The sequence below is a fragment of the Murimonas intestini genome, from assembly GCF_024622195.1.
Classification (GTDB): Bacteria; Bacillota; Clostridia; order Lachnospirales; family Lachnospiraceae; genus Murimonas; species Murimonas intestini.
Genome location: NZ_JANKBI010000005.1, coordinates 163,843 through 183,234 on the forward strand (window position 1 = coordinate 163,843; position 19,392 = coordinate 183,234).

General features: G+C 45.1%; 14 protein-coding genes and 1 pseudogene. All 15 read right to left on the bottom strand.

From position 1 onward, the window contains the following. Nucleotides 1-155: 155 nt before the first annotated feature. A complete protein-coding gene (locus NSB28_RS10235) occupies nt 156-2,003 on the bottom strand; it encodes a sensor histidine kinase (protein ID WP_257497500.1) in 1,848 nt (615 codons plus the stop codon). After that, the gene (locus NSB28_RS10240) at nt 1,996-3,282 is read right to left on the bottom strand and encodes a response regulator (RefSeq protein WP_109625129.1); all 1,287 of its coding nucleotides are present in this window, start codon (nt 3,280-3,282) and stop codon (nt 1,996-1,998) included. Before NSB28_RS10240 ends, NSB28_RS10235 begins: the two co-directional genes overlap by 8 nt. A gap of 64 nt (nt 3,283-3,346) precedes the next feature. Next, the gene (locus NSB28_RS10245; RefSeq protein ID WP_109625130.1) at nt 3,347-4,693 is read right to left on the bottom strand and encodes a sedoheptulokinase; all 1,347 of its coding nucleotides are present in this window, start codon (nt 4,691-4,693) and stop codon (nt 3,347-3,349) included. A 307-nt stretch (nt 4,694-5,000) separates the two neighbouring features. After that, nucleotides 5,001-6,074, bottom strand: a complete 1,074-nt coding sequence (locus NSB28_RS10250; protein WP_187374142.1) for a uroporphyrinogen decarboxylase family protein — start codon at nt 6,072-6,074, stop codon at nt 5,001-5,003. 176 nt (nt 6,075-6,250) lie between these two features. Beyond that, nucleotides 6,251-7,501, bottom strand: coding sequence for an MFS transporter (locus tag NSB28_RS10255; RefSeq protein WP_109625132.1), 1,251 nt, complete (start codon nt 7,499-7,501; stop codon nt 6,251-6,253). 3 nt (nt 7,502-7,504) lie between these two features. Continuing rightward, a complete protein-coding gene (locus tag NSB28_RS10260; protein ID WP_109625133.1) occupies nt 7,505-8,683 on the bottom strand; it encodes an electron transfer flavoprotein subunit alpha in 1,179 nt (392 codons plus the stop codon). A gap of 45 nt (nt 8,684-8,728) precedes the next feature. Beyond that, the gene (gene etfB, locus NSB28_RS10265; RefSeq protein WP_109625134.1) at nt 8,729-9,514 is read right to left on the bottom strand and encodes an electron transfer flavoprotein subunit beta; all 786 of its coding nucleotides are present in this window, start codon (nt 9,512-9,514) and stop codon (nt 8,729-8,731) included. A 17-nt stretch (nt 9,515-9,531) separates the two neighbouring features. After that, complete coding sequence (locus tag NSB28_RS10270) at nt 9,532-10,686, bottom strand: acyl-CoA dehydrogenase family protein (RefSeq protein WP_109625135.1); 1,155 nt, start codon at nt 10,684-10,686, stop codon at nt 9,532-9,534. A gap of 26 nt (nt 10,687-10,712) precedes the next feature. Beyond that, the gene (locus tag NSB28_RS10275) at nt 10,713-12,284 is read right to left on the bottom strand and encodes a class I adenylate-forming enzyme family protein (protein ID WP_257497502.1); all 1,572 of its coding nucleotides are present in this window, start codon (nt 12,282-12,284) and stop codon (nt 10,713-10,715) included. A 29-nt stretch (nt 12,285-12,313) separates the two neighbouring features. Continuing rightward, nucleotides 12,314-13,882 carry an acyl CoA:acetate/3-ketoacid CoA transferase gene (locus NSB28_RS10280; RefSeq protein ID WP_109625137.1) on the bottom strand — a complete coding sequence of 523 codons (1,569 nt, stop codon included), beginning with the start codon at nt 13,880-13,882 and terminating at the stop codon, nt 12,314-12,316. Between the two features lie 363 nt (nt 13,883-14,245). After that, nucleotides 14,246-14,494, bottom strand: a complete 249-nt coding sequence (locus NSB28_RS10285) for a hypothetical protein (protein WP_109625138.1) — start codon at nt 14,492-14,494, stop codon at nt 14,246-14,248. Beyond that, nucleotides 14,487-15,081: pseudogene (locus NSB28_RS10290) on the bottom strand (DUF3990 domain-containing protein). The gene NSB28_RS10285 and the pseudogene NSB28_RS10290 overlap by 8 nt, the downstream one beginning before the upstream one ends. Before the next feature lie 373 nt (nt 15,082-15,454). Next, nucleotides 15,455-16,912, bottom strand: coding sequence for a hypothetical protein (locus NSB28_RS10295; RefSeq protein WP_109625139.1), 1,458 nt, complete (start codon nt 16,910-16,912; stop codon nt 15,455-15,457). A 280-nt stretch (nt 16,913-17,192) separates the two neighbouring features. Further along, nucleotides 17,193-18,545: a GH1 family beta-glucosidase gene (locus NSB28_RS10300; RefSeq protein ID WP_257497503.1), complete on the bottom strand. Its 1,353-nt coding sequence runs from the start codon at nt 18,543-18,545 to the stop codon at nt 17,193-17,195. Further along, complete coding sequence (locus tag NSB28_RS10305) at nt 18,542-19,390, bottom strand: MBL fold metallo-hydrolase (RefSeq protein ID WP_109625141.1); 849 nt, start codon at nt 19,388-19,390, stop codon at nt 18,542-18,544. Before NSB28_RS10305 ends, NSB28_RS10300 begins: the two co-directional genes overlap by 4 nt. Nucleotides 19,391-19,392 lie beyond the last annotated feature (2 nt).

Below are 19,392 nucleotides of genomic sequence, written 5' to 3' on the forward strand. Positions count from 1 at the left end.
CCCTATATTGAATGAATACACCCACTTATGTTTGGACATTTCAAACTGACAAGCATGGATTTTTTTCATATTATATGTACATTTTTCACATATCCTTTGAATCATTAATCTCATCGGGAATAAGTTACTAATAAAGTGAAAAGGACACAGCAGCTTTATTTTCCTGCTGTGTCCCTGAGACATTTCCTGCTAATTCTGATACACACCGTTGTTCCCATCTCATTACTGATAATCTGCATATCCTGTTGTTCCCCATAATAAAGATACAATCTCCGCGCTACATTGGCAATTCCCACATGTTCACCTGTACTTTCCTCCCGGTGATTGCTGACCATAATACGAAGCTCCATCAGCCTCTCAAGGCTCATACCTCTTCCATTATCCTGCAGCAGCAGCTCTATCTGCTCTCCCCTTTGGGTTACTGCAATTCGAATCACATTTTTGCTGTCGGAATAATCGAAAGCATGCTGCAGGGAATTTTCCACCACCGGCTGGAGTACAATGCGCGGGATCTGGATCTCCCATAACTCATCTTCCACATCCAACTCTAATTTAACAACTTCTCCGAATCTCATATTATAGATCTTAATATAGTTTTTTAAAAAATCTATTTCTTCCCGAATAGTATGGAATGCTTTCTGTACCCGAAACAGCGCTTCAATATATTTCCCGAAAATAACAATGCTGTTTTCCACGTTTTCTGCCCTTGCCATAACTGCCATACATTTAATGGTATTGAGCGTGTTCAGCATAAAGTGAGGATTTATCTGGGCTCTCAGCGCAAGTATTTCCTGCTGCGTCTTCTCCTGCTGCACGCGTTCCTTTTGTATTATCAGGTTCTTAACGCTCTGCGCCATGGAGTTATAACTGCTGACTAGCAGCCCTACTTCATTCTTCCAGTTTCCTGCCACCTTATATTCCAGATTGCCTTCCTGTACCTGAGCCATAGCTTCCATCAGCTTTTCTACCGGCCTCATTATTTTTCTTACAGCCAACAGCAGAATCACAAATAAGCTTACCAGAGTGACTGCCAGTATTATACTGAAAATCCGCCTGAACAGGACAGTATCCTTCTGATAACCAGAATAAGGATATACAGATACCGCCAGCCAGTCTGCGCTGCTCAGCCGGTAATACAGTACATTTATCCTCTCCCCTTCACTTTCTGCAGAGAGATTTCCGTATACGCTTTCCCCTATCTCTGTAATATAAGGACATTCCTGTCCAATTTCCTGACTTTTAAGAGATGAGATGATTTCTCCGCTTTGTATGTCTGCAAGATAAAAATCCGCCTCTTTACTGTCAAAAATATACCGGTAACTGTCCGATATATAATCTTCCTGAATACTCAGGCATATCATCCCAATCTGACTGCCTCCCTTGACATCAAACAATTTATGCGCCCATGTAATCACATTTGTATCCTGATTATACTTATCCCTACTGGATATGGAAATATCCCCAAGTGGATTGGCTCCAAACAGATACCAGTCATTTTCCTTTCCCATGACGTTCTGGTAAGTACCATTCCTGTATAACGGATAATCTCCCATTCCCGAAAAATCATAAAAAGTCCCAGCTTCACTGCAGGATATTATATTTTGATCAGAAGTATAGATGTCAATAGAAACCAGCTGTGAATAACCTTCCAGAATTCCATCCATCTGCGCCAGAATATGTTTCAGCCGTGTAATGCGTTCTCCTTCTTTCAAGCCGCTTAACCTGTTCAGCTGTGAAAAAAGATCCACATTATCCACATTTGTAAAGATAAGATTATTCAATAGGATATTAAATATTTTATCTATTTCATCATTAATTTTATCAAGTCCTGAATCCTGCTGCCGGAATTTCTGCAATGTCTCCTGTTCCTGTTTTTCCTGAAGTATAGTGATTGTCTGACGGTAATATACAAAATATCCTATGGATATCACCAGCATACATAAAATAGCAACCGGAATAAATAATTCCAGAAAAATACGATTAGGCCTGCGGTATTTAATCAAGTGAGTCATCCCCTTCCAGTGTACAGAACATATCCTTATATTGCTGGGGTGATAAACCTGTCACCTTTTTAAAACATCTGCTGAAGTAACTGTAATCCGTAAAACCTACCTTCTCGGCCACCTCATAACTATAAACACTCACATCCATCAGAAGCTGCCTGGCATGTCTCATCCGCACGTCCAGCAGATATTTGGCAAATCCTGTATTCAGTTCATTTCGAAAAAGACTGCTAAGATGGCCGGCAGAGAGTTTCATCCGTTCCGCCAGTCCTGTCAGTGTTATTTCACTTGCATAGTGGTTCTCAATATAATGTATGGCCTCACGGATAATACCGCTTAATGGCGCATCATCTCCTGCCGCCCCTTCCATAAGATGCCAGCTTTTTACATCATCAAAGAAGAAAATAGAACTCTTGGGATAGTAAAATTCTTCACAAAAGGCACGCTCCGCCTGTTTGTACATGTCCGCAAGCCTGTCTTCCCCTTTCATGCTGCTGACTCCAAAAACAGCCCGGATATTCAAATACATTTTAAACAGTTTTTTCATCTTTTGAAGTTTGAGAATCAATTCCTGCCTGCCGTTTTCACCTTCCTCAAACACTGTTACTGCAATGTATTCTACCATACTTTTTCTCTCTATAACAAAAGGAGCTTTCCTAAAACAGTCTTGCATCAGATTACAGACAGGATCCCCGCTCTCCGGCATTGCCGGTGCTTCCGTGGTGCCATAATTCAATTTGATCAGAATCATGATACACGTCTGCGCCATTCCTCTTCCTATTACATTATCTTTCAGCAATTCAAACGCTGAGCCGTTCTCCTGTTTCATCCCCTCCAACAGTCTGTGCTGAGAACCCTGCATATTGTGCCCCATACCTGGGAGTTCCGCAATACCATATATCCTGTCCAGCTCCTGCTGAACTCTCCCAATGACCTCTTCCAGTTGTGACCATTTCATAGTCAGCTTGGGAATATAGGCGCTGACATGCAGATCAATAGCTTCCTTAGCAGTGTCAAATTCTTCCACGCAAGTCAGTATGACCACCCTGCACCGTTCATCCTGTTCCCTGATTTTAGCTATAAGCTCCATCCCTGACATATCTGGCATCCTGATATCTGTAACAACCAGCTGTGGTTTCAGTTCCTGGCAGGCCTCCCATGCTTCCTGCCCATTAGCTGCTTCCTTTACCACTGTCATATTGAACTTCTTCCAGTCCACTGCATTACACAAAGTCATGCGGGTCAGAAGCTCATCTTCTACAATCATCACTGAATACATTATTTTTCCCCCTGTTTTCAAACTTTCTCCTTTTTAATCCCTCCACAAGCCAATTTATTACACTTTATCTGTTAATTCCCAGAGTATCCAAAACAGACAGTTCCTCTACTGCCATGAGCCCGGCTTTTGCCGCACCGCAGGCTGCCTCCTCCTTCTGTTCTGCCAGATACAGTTCCCGGGCAAATCTCCTGCTTACGATCTCCTGAAGGAAAACATTTTTACGGATCCCGTTTCCTGAAGCTATAATTTTAGTTTTAGGAATATGGATAGTATTTTCTATGGATACATACATCTCATATAATTCTTCAGCCATCCCTTCCAGCACCCCCTGTATCAGAGCCGCCGGAGTAAAATTATCCGTGCCTATATTTTCAATTGCCCCTCTTAAAGCAGGTTTCTCTCTTGTCCCCGCAAACCGGGTGTCTACACGCAGCCTGTCCCCATTTACATTTCCTGACCGGAGCAGCCCTTCCATGATCTCATAGTGGTCTGTATCCTTAATGCCCAGTGCCTCTGCATATTGACGGAAGAACCTTTCCAGAAGCGCATAAGCCCTTCCTCCACACAGGGAGGAGCCTGCTAAAATATAACTGCCCTTCAGAAACGGCCTTGTTTCGATTCCATCCACTGAAAAATACTCCTCTGTGTAAACAGACACCTGTCCCCCCGTTCCCATATTGACAAGAATCGTATCTTTTGCACTATCCACTGACCCAAGAAAGCTTGCCTGGTTATCCCCGATGGCCACGCACACAGGAATTCCCTTATAGGTGCCCAAGATCTCAAGCTCCTCTGTGATCTCCGGGAGTATTTCCATACCTGTATTCATTTTTTTAAAGACTTCACTTATAAAACTTCCTTTTTTTACATCATACATTCCAAGGCCTGCCGCATTGCCTGCATGGACCAGCGGTCTTTTTCTTCCTGTCAGGATCATTCCCAGATAGTCCATGACCGTACAAAAGCTCTCCGCCCCGTCAGGCACCTGTCCTGTCATGGCATTGTAAAAATGAGTAACTGTTCCATATCCGGAGTACGCCTGAATTCCGCATTGCTGTCTGAGTATCTCACAAACACTTTTGTTTTCGAAATGTTTTTCATTTCCCCTCTTGTCCTGCCATGTGTAAAGAGGACTTACATGAGTTCCCTCTCTGTTTATGTAGACAATTCCATGCATCTGCCCCGTCAGCCCAATAACTCCAATATCCTTATACATATCCAGAACTTTATCCAGCAGCCCCTTTACCTTTGAGATAATGATCTCCGGGTCCTGCAGCTTTTCCCACTGCTGATCTGATCTTATAAAACTGCTGTTTTCTATTGTGTATGCCTCTTCTGCCTTCCTGCTCTCACTGTCCATTACTATTCCGCTGACAGTCGTTGTCCCAATGTCTATTCCCAGCGCCCTCATACTATTCTTCCTTTCCTGAATAAGCATTTATTCATATATTAAAGATATACGATTATTGGTAATTAATCAATATCCAGTATACAAAGGACAAGGGTACCGGACTTGCCATGTTACTGTTCACTCCACCAGTAACACGCTTCGCGATGACAGGAACGGCCAAAATCGCCGTTTTGCGCTGCAGCCCTCGGGATTTTCGTGTAAAATACGCACGAAAACGCTTCGCGGGACGGTGACGTGTGAATAGTAGCCTTGTCATTACGTAAAAATGCCCATATTTCATGTTCACTGAAATATGGGCATCCTTGTCTTATTCTCCCAATGCCATCCTTCCATACCGGTACAGAGACTCACGGTACTCCGGAATAGCTCTTCTCAATACTGCAAAGAATGGTTTCTGATGGAAACCGGGGCCGTAATCGTCCACAAATTTCTTTGCCAGTTCATCTGCTTTTTTTACATCGCGTTCTGTTCTGCAGTCATATGGGGTTATGCCGATCACCAGCTTATCTCCATATTTCTCATAAATGTAGTCAAAATCATTGACTGCCTGTCCGCCCCACTGGTCCATACCACATTCTATCATGATCGGAACGAGAGCTTCATTTTTACCGCAGCAGTGGAAATCAAAAATGATTCCCCTCTTATGGCAGCTGTCAACTACGCGTTTCATATAAGGAGCGATCATTTCCCTGATCGTATCAGGATTGATCAGCGGTCCTCTCTGAGAACCCCAGTCATCGTGGAACTGGAACATATCAATGTGGAAATACCTGTGCAGGTGGTCTATCAGATCATCGTAAAAATCACACAGACGGTCAAATAATTCTTTGACTGCATCCTGCTGATCCTCATCCATCAGGGCGATCAGGGCATTCTGCATTGTCATAAACGAAATTAAACGCTCAAACATCCCTGTAAACTGCACATACTCAGTCATACGGTCTGTGTCAAAATAGATTCCTCTGTTCCTGTCAGCACATCCCTGCCAGTCCCATTCATCCAGGTTCGGGAATACAACCTTATCCTTCCAGTCATTTGCATCGTCAAACAGATATACTCCGGATTTTACCATAGAACCCCCGACATTCTCCTCATATATCCATTCCAGGCCAAACATATCTCTGCCGCCCTCCTGGCCCTTTTCCAGCATCTGTACCTCATTTACCATACCTCTCGCCTTACAGTCAGGAATAATAACGGGATTAAAGTTAATACAGTCACAGTGGGCCGGGATCCACTCGCATTTTTCATCTCTGCGGAACAGCCTGTAATAATTTTCTTTTGCAGTTATAGGCGTATTGTACTTAGGGATTGCTTTTGCTACCATCAATTCAGGAGACCATTCTCCTGTTACTCTCATTTCATCTTCTGAAAATCTCATAATTACCTCTCCTGTTCTATCTAATTTATATTGTAACTGTTCAGTACCTTCACAGTTACATGCAAAAATCCATTTAAAATCGCCTCCGGCGATGGGATTTTTGCACCCTTGAATCATTTTCTTACGGTCTGTGCAGTAAATGCACAGACCTGCTGAATAGTTACTTTATATTAACATTAAATCCCGCATCCTGCCACAGCTTCCGCTGCTTTTCGCACAGGCCTCCTCAGTATAAAGTTTATACCGAAGCCTGCCACGCAGATAATTAACATTACTGCGGCTGATACCAGATAGGAACCAGTCTTCAGATACAGGTTGCTTCCAATATACTGCCCCAGAAACGAGGATACAAGCAGATTAAAATTAACAATACTAAAGTTTACCGGATAGTGTTCCTGCCCATAGAAATCCCTGATAAAATTGGAATTGGTTGGGGTAATGCCGCCATAGCCCAGACTCATGAATGCAAATGCCGCGATCAGCAGCACACTGCTTCCTGACATGACTGCGGCCACAAGCATCAGCGTGCCCAGAATACTGCTTCCGGCTATGACACCCATAGTAGTTTTCCGTCCCTTCCTGTCATAGATGGTTCCAAAGACCAGACGTCCTATTCCATTGCTGGCAGAGACCATACTGACTGTAAGAGATGCCGCCATGCTGCCAAATCCGAATGTGCCGGCAATCGTTGCCGCCTGTCCCACAAGAGCCAGACCCACGGCAGAGAGTATTGTACTCCACAGCAGATAAAACCAGAACGTAGGGTGGGACAGCATTTCCCCCGGCTTAAATCCTGCATTTCTGATCTCCCTTATCGCCCCGTCTCCTGAAGCTTCCGCCATGGCTGCCGGATCCCCCTCCGGCATACATACCTGGACCGATGTAAGGGCAAAGACGATAAAAAACAATACTCCCAGGATAACAAATGTCCAGCTCCAGCCTGCCACATCCATCAATACAGTGATCAAAGGTCCGAATAACAGGCTGCCGGCCCCAAAGCACATCAAGAACAGTCCTGTCATAAGCCCATTTTTGCCCTTAAACCAGGCATTTCCGGTGGATAATACACAATTATAGACAGCTCCCACACTGAATCCTACGACTACCCCGTATGTGAGATACAGCTGCCACAGAGCATCCATCCTGCTTGCAAAGCAAAATGCAGCCAGTATAGCTGTTCCCGCCGCCAGCACTACTGTGCGGTGCCTGATTTTCTTTGTGATCTTCGCTGCCAGCAGGCTGCCGAAGCAGAAGAACGACATACAGATGGTAAAGCACATAGTCAATTCCTGGTCATTCCAGGCAAATGCATCTGCCAGAGGTTTTTTAAATACACTCCAGGCATAGACCAGTCCCAGAAACAGCAGCAGGATACAATTGCTGGCTGCTATGAACCCGGGCCTGGATGATTTACTTTTTGCCGTCATTTTTTATGCCTCCAGCGCCTCCAGGATCGCAGGGATCACCTGGAACAGATTTCCTACAATTCCATAGTCAGCCACCTCAAAGATAGGAGCAGCTTCATTTGTATTAATAGCCACGATCTGTCCTGAATCCTGCATTCCTGCCAGATGCTGAATGGCTCCGCTGATACCGCAGGCAATATACAGTTTAGGCTTGACTGTCGTTCCTGTCTGCCCTACCTGACGGGCTTTCTCGATCCAGCCCTCATCCACTGCAGCTCTGGATCCCGCCAGGGTCCCTCCAAGCTTATCAGCCAGCTTCTGAAGCAGTTTGAATCCTTCCGGGCCGCCTGTTCCCTTTCCGCCTGCCACAATAATATCTGCATCCGTAAGAGATACTGTTTCACCTACAGCTTTCACAACCTCCAGCACCTTTGTCCTGATATCACCCTCTGCAAAAACAGGAGCCAGATCTATGATCTCACCCTTGCGTCCGGGAATACTTTCAGCTTTTTTCATAACGCCCGGGCGGACTGTGGACATCTGCGGACGGTGCTTCGGACAGCGGATGGTTGCCATGAGATTGCCGCCGAAAGCAGGCCTTGTCATCATCAGAGAGCGGTCCTCCCCTATCTCCAGCTTTGTGCAGTCGGCTGTCAGTCCTGTGTTTGCCTTTACAGCTAGGACAGGGCCAAGGTCACGGCCTATGTGGGTGGCGCCGTATAGCACGATCTCAGGTTTATATGTATTTACTGCTTCCTCGATCACTTTTGAATAAGCGTCAGTAGTATAGTTTTCAAGTTCCGGGGCATCAGCCAGATACACCTTGTCTGCACCGCCGGCAAACAGTTCTTCTGCCAGCCCTCCTATCTGGCTGCCGCAAAGCACTGCTGCCAGTTCTGTGTTCAGCGCATCTGCCAGCTTACGGCCTTCGCCCAACAGCTCTATGACTACAGGCATGATCTTGCCCTCTCTTTGCTCAGCGAACACCCATACTCCGTGGTACAGGCCAAGATCCACCTCTGCACTGCCTTCCTCACTCTTACTCAGGGCGCCAAATTTACAGTTTTCCACGCACTGTCCGCAATTGGTGCAGGAACTGCCTATAACAGGATACTTATCCTCCATCACAATTGACTCAAACGGACAGCTTTTCATACATTTCCTGCATCCGATACATTTCTCTTTATCTACAATGATTCCCATGTTATGTACTCCTTCCTCATTATGATCCGCCTCTGCATATTTGTTTTACAGCACATGCTTCTCTCTCAATGCCTCCACCAGGGCCTTTGACATCTCAGCCGCAGTTCCCTCCAGCATTACGCCTTTTCCCTTTGGCGGCGGAGTGAAGGAACGGAATACCTGGGTAGGAGAAGCTTTCAGACCGCAATTTTCAGGATCCAGCTCTACATCCTCATGGTTCCATACTGTGATTTCTTTCTTATAGGCATCTACGATTCCTTTTACAGTCATATATCTGGGCTCATTCAGCTCTTTTACCATTGTCAGCAGACAGGGCGGCTGTACCTCTATGATCTCGTATCCATCTTCCAGCTGGCGCTGTACTTTTATTACACTGCCATTCATTTCCATATCCTGCACATATGTCACCACAGGCATTCCAAGTCTCTCGGCTGTCTGCGGCCCTACCTGAGCCGTATCTCCATCGATAGCCTGGCGTCCTGCAAATACCAGATCCACATCTTTTACCCTTCGGATTCCTGCGGCAAGTGTGGTGGAAGTGGCACATGTGTCAGCGCCCCCAAATGCACGGTCACTGAGCAGATAAGCTTCATCTGCCCCCATTGCCAGACATTCCCTGAGCATCTCAGTGGCCTGGGGCGGCCCCATCGTCAGTACTGCCACTATAGTATCCGGCTCCTTATCTTTTACAGACAGTGCTGCCTCCAGGGCATTTGCATCATCCGGATTTAATATACTTGGGACTCCTTCGCGGATCAATGTACCTTTTACCGGGTCTATTTTTACTTCATTTGTATCCGGAACCTGTTTTACACAGACAAGAATTTTCATTATTTTATCTCCTCTCTCTATTTTAACAGCTGTCCGCTGATTACCATCTGCTGTACCTGGGAGGTTCCCTCATAGATCGTAAACACGCGGCAGTCCCGGTACATTCTCTCAATCTTGTATTCCTTTATGTACCCATAGCCGCCATGGATCTGAAGGGCTTTGGCACAGATCTCATTACATGCCTCTGTGGCAAAATATTTTGCCATAGAAGCTTCCTTGCTGGCTCTGAGCTTCTGATCCATCATATATGCCGTCCTGTATACTAAGAGCTTTGCGGCATCCAGCTGTGTCGCCATATCTGCCAGCATAAAGCTGATAGCCTGGTTCTTGCAGATGGGCTTTCCAAACTGCTTTCTTTCTTTCGCATATCTGACCGCCTCATCAAGTGCACCCTGGGCCATGCCTATTGCCTGGGCTGCGACACCAAGACGCCCTGTATCAAGTGTTTTCATGGCATTGGTGAATCCTCTGTTCAACTCTCCCAGCATATTGTCTTTATGTACGCGCACATTCTCCAGGATAATGTCGCTTGTAGCGCATCCGATCAGCCCCATCTTATGCTCAGGCTTTCCGCAGCTGACTCCCTCCTGCTTCATATCCACGATAAATGCAGTGATCCCTCTGCTGCCCTTGCTCCTGTCAGTCTTAGCATAGACGACTGCATAATCTGAGAGGGGAGCCATGGTAATAAATGTTTTCCTGCCATTTAAGATATAGTAATCACCATCTTCCACTGCCATGGTGGCTACAGAACCTGCATCAGAACCTGCGCCTGGCTCAGTCAGTGCAAAACAGAGCACTTTCTCTCCCGTTACTATGGGCTTTAAATATTTTTCTTTCTGCTGTTCAGTACCGGACAGCAGCAGAGGCCCTCCTGCAAGCGAGTTAGGCGAGGATATATAGAGACTGGCAACTCCGCTGACCCTGGTGATCTCTGACATCACGGCCACATAACCGCGGCAGTCAGATCCGGCGCCGCCCAGCTCCTGGGGAATCTTTATTCCAAAGAATCCGCATTTTGCCATTTTATCTAATATTTCCTGCGGAAATACACCTGTTTCCTCCACCTTATCCAATACTTCGGTGGTTAATTCTTTTTCTGCAAAGCTTCTGGCAAGCTTACGGAGCATTTCATGTTCCTCTGTACAGAAAAGACTATTGAGTTCACTCATGCAACATTTCCTCCTGTAAATTAATTTTATACCAAGTTACTGTTTACTTTCTGAAGCACACTCTGCCGCAGCAGCCCTTTATGATACTGGTCATTCAGCAAGGCCTTTAACTGCTTTCCGTCAGTTTTTCCTGAGGCATTCACAGGCAGCTTTTGAAAGAGCAGATAATACCGCGGTATTTTATATGCCGCCAGCCGTTTAGAGAGATAATCCTCCAGCTCTTCCAGCTTCAATTCCGTTCCCGGCTCTGCAACAAGACAGGCCGCTGCCTCCTCCTGGGTCACGGGATTTGCCACCCCAACTACCTTTGCATCCTGGATAGGAGGGTATTCCAAAAGCACATTTTCTATCTCACCCGGAGAGAGCTTCTCTCCGCTCCGGATTATAATATCCTTGAGACGTCCTGAAACATACAGATAACCTTCTGTGTCAAGATATCCCAGATCTCCTGTATGAAACCAGCCTTCCTGATCATATGCAGCCTGTGTTTCTCTCTCCATCCTGAAATACCCCCGCATCACATTAAATCCTCTGATGCAGATCTCTCCTTCCTGGCCGGCCGGAAGCTCTGTGCTCCCCTCACAGCCGCGTATGGAGATATGTACTCCCGGGATAGCTTTTCCCACAGATACTGCCTTTTTCTCTGCCGGATCTGCGGCGGGAGAAAAAGTAATACTTGGCGATGTTTCTGTCATTCCATAGCTCCTGCTCAAGTTCCTGAAAGGCAGCTTCCTGCATATCTCCAGATAACAGGCCGGAGTGATGCCGGAGCCTGCCAGCACCCCGCTTTTCAGTGACGACAAATCATATTGTCCGAAATCCGGGTTCCGCAGCATGGCCAGGAACATAGTCGGCACACCGCTTAACACTGTACAGCGGCAGCGCTCCACTGTCTCCATCAATTGCAGGGAATGCCCATTCTGAAGCAGGCATACAGAAGCTCCTGCAGCCGCTGCTGACAGAAGGCCTGCTGACAGGCCAAACACATGGAAGAGAGGCAGGCCCAGGCAGAAGGTATCTTCACTTGTCCACTCCATCATGCGGACTGTTTCATAAGCCACCTGTATAACAGCCCCATGCTCCAGCAATACCCCTTTTGGACGGCCCGTAGTGCCGGAGGTAAACAGCATGCACAGTATATCCTCCGGCCGCGGTTTTAAAGCACTCTCAAAAGCGCTGCAGGAACCGTCAGCCGTCAGGGCCTCTCTCAGCTGTTTTTTATTCCACACAGCTGTTTTAGGATGTTTCTGACGGTAACTCCTGGGAAAAGGCTTTTTTTCGTTTAGAAAACAGATACCGGAAAGACTGCTGTATTCCAGCAGATCTAAGAGTTCCGGATCCGTCAGCTTCGGATTGACCATTACAGAAACAGCTCCTATGCGTCCTGCTGCCAGAAACGCCAGAACTAATTCCATTGAATTTTCCCCCAGAACCGCGATCCTGCTTCCCTTTTCCATACCCTGTTCAAGGAAAAAATCCGCCAGTCTGCGGCTGAGATCATTAAGCTGCCTGAAACTGCAGGCCTGATCCTGATAAAGCACAGCCGTCTTATCAGGATACCTTTGAAGATTTTTTTCTATCAGACATTCTAATGTCATATTTTCTGCTGTATAATATTCCATATTCTTTACATAAAGTCCTTCAGGCCGCCCCAGTTCTCCTGGAAGATATCAGGATTCATCAATTTGAGTTCCGGGGATACTGCAGGTGTAAAATCCATGTGCGGCAGGATATCCCTTTCAATCTCGATTCCCGGAGCTATCTCAGTCAATGTCATGACTCCGTCAATCAGCTTAAACACACACCGCTCCGTGACGTATAATATCTCCTGTCCGCTTTTTGCAGCATAGCTGCCTGAAAACGTAACCTGTTCAACTTCCTCAAGGAATTTTTTGCCTTTCCCCTCCTGAGTGATGACCAGTTTTCCGTCCTTTATCTCCTCTTTGCACTTTGCCATAAAGGTGCCCGCAAAAATAACCTTTTTAGAATTCTGGGAAATATTGATGAAACCTCCTGGTCCTGTAAGCCTGTATCCAAAGCCCGGTACATAAAATTTGCTTACATTGATATTTCCCTGTTTGTCGGACTGGGCCAGGCCCAGCACTGCAACATCAATACCGCCCCCATCATAAAAATCAAACATGGACCCGTGGTCTATAGACGCCTGGGGGTTATAGGATGAGCCAAAGTTAGGCAATGCAGCGGGAACCCCGCCAAAATTGCCGCTCTCCGTAGTCAGGATGATATCTTCTGTACATCCCTCCTCTGCAACTACGCTGGCCACATCAGCCGGGATACCTACTCCAAGATTTACCAGATTACCCTTGCGCAGTTCCATTGCACATCTTCTCTCAATGATCTTCCGCTCATTCAGCGGCAGCACAGGCAGGGCATCAATTGGCTTTTTTAAGTTCCCTGCAAAAGACGGCTCATAATAGACGCCTTCTGTCTGCCAGCAGGCATTTATATCTGTCGCCTCCACCACATAATCTACAAGCGCTCCCGGAATCTTTACTTCTTTAGGATGCATCGTCCCTCTTTTTGCCCTGTATTCGACCTGGACAATTACGATACCGCCGCTGTTCTTCGCCGCCTGGGCCACAGCAAGTCCCTCATTGATGGGGCCTTCCTTCTCAAAGGTAATATTGCCGTCCTCATCTGCTGTAGTTCCCCGCAGCAAAGCCACATCCAGCGGAAATGCTTTATAAAAAAGATACTCTTCACCATTAAAGTTTACCAATTCCACAAGCTCTTCAGACGTTACCTCATTCATCTTCCCGCCCTCCAGACGGGGATCAACAAATGTGCCAAGTCCAACCTTGCTTAAAAGGCCAGGCCTGTGAGCTGCAATCTCTCTCCAGAGATTTACAATTATTCCCTGGGGCAGACAATGGCAGGCCATCTTATTAGCACGCACAAGGTCATTCATTGCAAATGCCGACCCAATATGTGCGGCAGACCACTTTGTAACAAGGCCTTCACAGCCCAGTCTTGTCATGCCTCTTTCTTTCCAGTCTCCCATAGCGCTTCCCTGTTTCATAGTCAGATTGCAGGGGTGCCCTGTCTCCCTGAAACAGTCAGCTATAGCTACCGCCACTTCCTCAGGCCATCCGGATAATCCCATACCGGCTACGCCTACGGTGGCTCCGTCAGGAATCAGCTTAGCCGCCTGTCCGGCCGTTATAAATTCCGCCATCGTTATCCTCCTCGTATAATTTAGATTGGTTGAGTTTATTATAATATATAATTATTTTCTTATTTCTGCGGGAAAACAGGAGGTGAAAATCTCTGTACGAAATGTATAGGTTATACGGGGAGAATTGTACTGGAAATACATTGCGGCATCCTTATATATCTGCTGTGGAGCATTTTCAAATGCACCCTAAAACAGGGATGGTGCCATACCGCACCATCCCTGTTACTGCTCCTTATATCTTCCTTACCGCCTCCGGGGCTTCTCGTCGTTTTGTTTTTTCGTTCATAATCTAAAATATTGTGCTCTTTGTATTACTCAAAATTGCCACATACATTTGGCTTTCTATACATTTGCACATAAATTTTAAGAAAGCGCTGCCACTTCTTTCATCTCTTCAAAATACCTTTCAGCAATATACTCCGCCGATTCTGCCCAAAAAGCGTTTTCCGTGTTTTGTAAAGTTTTATAGGTCTGCGATTTATAGAAACGCAAGAGCGCCTCCTCAAAATCAATTCCCAGCTGCTCTTGCATTATATCTACAACAGCTCTAATTTGGATGCAGACATTCATGGTTATATCTTTTCCATTAAAGGTATAAATTACATCATTCATACTTTTCCCTCCCTATGAATCGCAAGTAAGCCAGTGCTTTCTCCGTATGAAAAGACACCTGATTGTTTACCTTGCTATATCTTAAACGCTTAACAGCCTCTTCTCCAGTCAATATCCCTGAAATATAAAGCTGTATAGTTTGCATCGTGTTATCATCCGCAACCGGTCCTATAACAATATCATAAGTATGCTGCGTACCACCTTGTGCTCTGTTCTTTTTAATGAATTCCAGCCACTCTTCGTTCAATGAATCAAAGCGTTTGATTTTAAGTACTTCGAGTTGTATAAAAACCCCTGCCAAAATCCCTCCGGTTACGAGACTTAACGAGATCAATTGATTTAAAATTAAAAGTAGTCCCGTGGTAAACAATTAGTTCCTTAGATTCTTCTCTAATAATTTTATCTACATACTCCATTACTTCTTCAAAACCCACTTGATGGAGATATTCATGCTGAACCATAATTTTTTCAAAAACTTGACATTTATGGAACAATTCTATGACAGCCTCCCCAGGCAAATGATGATGCTTTGCGTATGTTTCCATTGCTCGTATAGATAACATCTCAACATCTGTTTGAATACTCATAGTTTTCCTTTCTACTTGAAATTAGAATTCTTTTTCACCTATAGTATATCCATCTTTTGATGCAAAATCAACAAATACCCACTGCATAAGATTTGAAAAAATGACCCGGACCGGAGGGTTCTCGGATAGGACTTTCCTATCCGAAAACAAAAGTGCGCTTTGTGGATCCATGAGCCTATATTTTGAATAGAGCAGCTTTTGTTTCGCGCGCGTAGCTTCGCATCCTCCCGGAGGATTTTATTTCATAGAAAACTTCTTTTCCTATGAAACAAAACATTAAGGCATCCTCCATCTATCAAATGGAGAATGCCTTAATAAATCATTTTCTTACGGCCTGTACAGACCGCTGAATAATTATACTTAATTTTTGTTACTAATTTTTCTTAGCCGCTTTAGTCTCTGCCTCTGTCTCGTCTTCTGCAGCAGCTTTTGTTGACTTCTTTGATGAGTCTTTTGACTTATCTTTTTTGGAAGCCTCTGTAGCCTTCTCTGTTGCTTTTTCTGTGGCAGCTTCTGTAGCTTCCTCAGTAGCAGCTTCTGTGGCCTTTTCTTCTGTGGCTTTTTCAGTAACAGCTTCTGTCTCTGCCGGATCTAAATTTCCTTCCAATGCTCTGATAAACTTGCCTGTTTCTTTTACATAGATATTATAGATCTTCTGGTCGTCATCAATACCTATCTGTCCGGATATAGTAGTCTCTGTCTTGTCTTTGCCCTTTATCAGATCCAGAGTCACCTTATATGTATAAGTATTATCCTGGTAAACTTCCAGATCTATTTTGCTAACCTCGACAGAATCATAATTATCAGCTGCTAACTCTTCGTATTTTGACGGAATGCGGTCACGTGTCATGATATCAAAGCAATTGTCTGTCGCCATTGAGTCGAATGCTTTAAAATACTCTTCGCTTCCCTTTTCAGCTGTCTTTTCATCTGCCATTGCTTCATTGTACTTTGTAAAACGGTCATCCTTATTTAATGTAAAGAACTCCGTCAGGAACTCTTCCATCTTTTCAGAAGATTCCTTCGGTATTGCAACTACTTCAGCTTCACTCTCTGTTTCCTTCTCAGCCTTTGTAGCTTTTTCTGTCTCTGACTCAGTCTCTGCCTTTGTTTCCTTCTCTGTCTCAGGCTTCGTCTCTTTCTCTGTTTCTGGCTTTGTCTCTTTTTCTGCCTTTGTCTCTTTCTCTGTCTCAGGCTTTGTCTCTTTTTCTGCCTTTGTTTCTTTCTCTGCTTTTGTTTCCTTCTCTGTCTCAGGCTTCGTCTCTTTCTCTGCCTTTGTTTCCTTCTCTGTCTCCGGTTTTGTCTCTTTTTCTGCCTTTGTTTCCTTCTCTGTCTCCGGTTTTGTCTCTTTCTCAGCCTTTGTTTCCTTCTCTGTTTCTGGCTTTGTCTCTTTTTCTGCCTTTGTCTCTTTCTCGGCCTTGGTAGCTTTTTCTGTTTCTGACTCAGTTTCCTTCTCAGCTTTTGTAGCCTTCTCTGTTACTGGCTCAGTTTCTTTCCCGGCCTTTGTGGCTTTCTCTGTTTCGGTCTCTGCTTCTGTCTCTTTTTCTTTACCGGCCTTGGCTGCCTTCTTAGTTTCACTCTCTTCTTCTGTCTCAGCCTTTGTGGCCTTTTCTGTTTCGGTCTCTGATTCTTTACCGGCCTTTGTGGCTTTTTCTGTTTCAGTCTCTTTTTCTGTCTCAGCCTTTTTTGTTTCAGCTTCTGTTTCAGCGGCCTGCTCAGTTTCTGTTTCAATCACTTTTGTTTCTTTTGTCTGAGAACTCTGCTGTGTCTGTCCACAACCTGACGCTACAAGCAGCATCGCGCTCAGAAGAAAATAATACCGTCTCTTCATTGTGTTTCCTCCATAAATACATTAGAATTATTTGATTTGCAAGGTAATACCTTTTTATGCCATATTACCATATTTAACTTTATTAATCCTTAAATATTCCTTAATACGTATGACAAAAACACCAGAATTCACCCTGTATTTGTTACTAAATGACAGAAACATAAAAGAATATTCATATTTCGCTCAGCTAATTGACCAGAATCAAAATCCTGATCAGGCCGGATTCCGTCTTAATGCCAGTATAACTCCCAGCAATCATCCTTGCCAAACAACCAAGTTATTACTTTGAATTATACTGGGATTTAACTTCCCGGATCATATTTTTATACCACAGTGCACTATCCTTACACGTCCTCTTCTGAGTCTCAAAATCTGTATGGACAAGCCCGTATCTGGCATTAAATCCGCCTGACCATTCCCAGTTATCCAGCAGTGACCAGGCATAATATCCTCTGATATCGATTCCATCTTCAATCGCCTTCTTGATCCATTCCAAAAAGCCGTTTATATACTGTATACGCTGTGCGTCATGAATACTGCCGTCTTCCCGGATTTCTTCCGTGCAGTTATATGTCCCGTTTTCCGTCACATAAATGGGAATGTCAAGCTTGTATTCATCTTTTAAAATATGTGCGGCATCATATACTGCTTTGGAATAATATTCCGCACCATTATCCATGTAATTGCCGCCGATAAATTCTTTTTTCTGCTTTTTAAGGAGCTCAGGGTCCGCACAGTCCACCACACGGTTATAGCAGTTAAGGCCGAAGAAATCCAGTTTCTGGTTGATCTTCTCCATATCACCTGGCATCATCTGCGGCATACAATTATTTTCTTTCATATAAGCCAGCAGCCCTTCAGAATAGCATCCGCAAAAAATCGGGTTCAGATAAGACCTGTAAGATTTTTCATTTTCCAGTTCCGCCAGTTTTTTGTCCCCTTCATGGTCCGCTCTCAGCGGATGATGGTTCCAGATATCCACAACGATCCCAATTTCTGCGTTTGACAGGTTTTCTTCCCTGAACCTGCGCACCCCTTCCCCATGTGATAATAAAACATGATGGTTCGCCTGACGTCCGTACTGTTCATTTTTACGTCCCGGAGCAAAAAATCCTGCCGCATAGCCTACATAAGTCGCAATTGGTTCATTAATGGTGGCCCACAGAGGAATGCTGTCCCCAAATTCTCTGAATAATAAAGAGGCATACTCCCCATACCAGTTTATAATGTCCCTGTTCAGCCAGCCGCCCTCTCTTTCCAGCTCATAGGGAAGGTCCCAATGATATATGGTTGCATTTGGCATGATCTCCTGCCGGTGCAGCTCGTCTATCATCCGTTTATAGTAATCCAGCCCCTTCTGGTTCACCTTCCCTTTTCCATCCGGCAGTATCCTGGACCATGAAAAAGAAAAGCGGTAAGATTCTATATTTAATTCTTTCATCAGCCGGATATCTTCCTTCCACCTGTGATACATATCACATGTAGTATCCGGTGTCGTATTGTCAGCAATTGTCCCCGGTATCCTTGCAAATACATCCCATATGGACAGTCCCTTACCGTCCTCCAGCGCTGCCCCCTCTACCTGGGGCGCACTTGTAGCCACCCCGAAAACAAAATCCTTTTTGAATTTCATACTTCTTTCTTCTCCTTCCATATGCGCTCTTTACTGTAGATCACATTGCCACATTTTCCATCCAGTCTCTCAAACCTCTCATTGCATTTCTTTGCCACACAGGCCTTCATCCCCATAAATTCAAATGGCACATCATCCGTTTTCCTTTCCATAATATCACCGCATAAAGCAGCCATATTTTCCAGAATGTCACAGCCTGTCTCCATCACCTGATGTGAAATAAATACCCTGTCATACCTCCCTTTTGTTTTCTCCGCCACCGCCACAGTAGTATCCCGATATTCCTCAACAGGACTTGATTCCGGTGCGAACAGGAATGTAGAATTATTGCAGGCATCTCCCAGGATCAGGATTTTTTCCTCTCTGATCAGAAAGCACATACTTCCCTGTGTATGCCCCGGATATGAGACTGCCACAATGTGGATACCGCCAAGGTCAAGCACCATGCCGTCTTCCAGATCCAGAAATTCTTTTTCAGGCATGGGAGGAACAAAGTCTTCTTCCCTGATCTGTGAGAAAATTTCCGGCGAAAGGCCTGCCTCCATATATCCTTTGCGCTCCGGTAAAGGAGACATCGCCTTATACAATTCCACGTCCTTATTATTCATGTATACCCTGTCAAATTCCGGCGCTCCCAGGGCATGGTCGATGTGGCCATGTGTCAGCAGGACGTTCAGGGGCTTTTGTGTCAGGGCAGTGACAAGTTCCTTAAGCTGCCCTACCCCAAGGCAGGTATCAATCAGCGCCGCTTCTTCCTCACCTTCTATCAGGTACAGGATTTCTCCCGTCAGGCTGCGGATCGCAGTAATATGTTCATTTACCTTCTCTGTATTGTAATAATCCATTT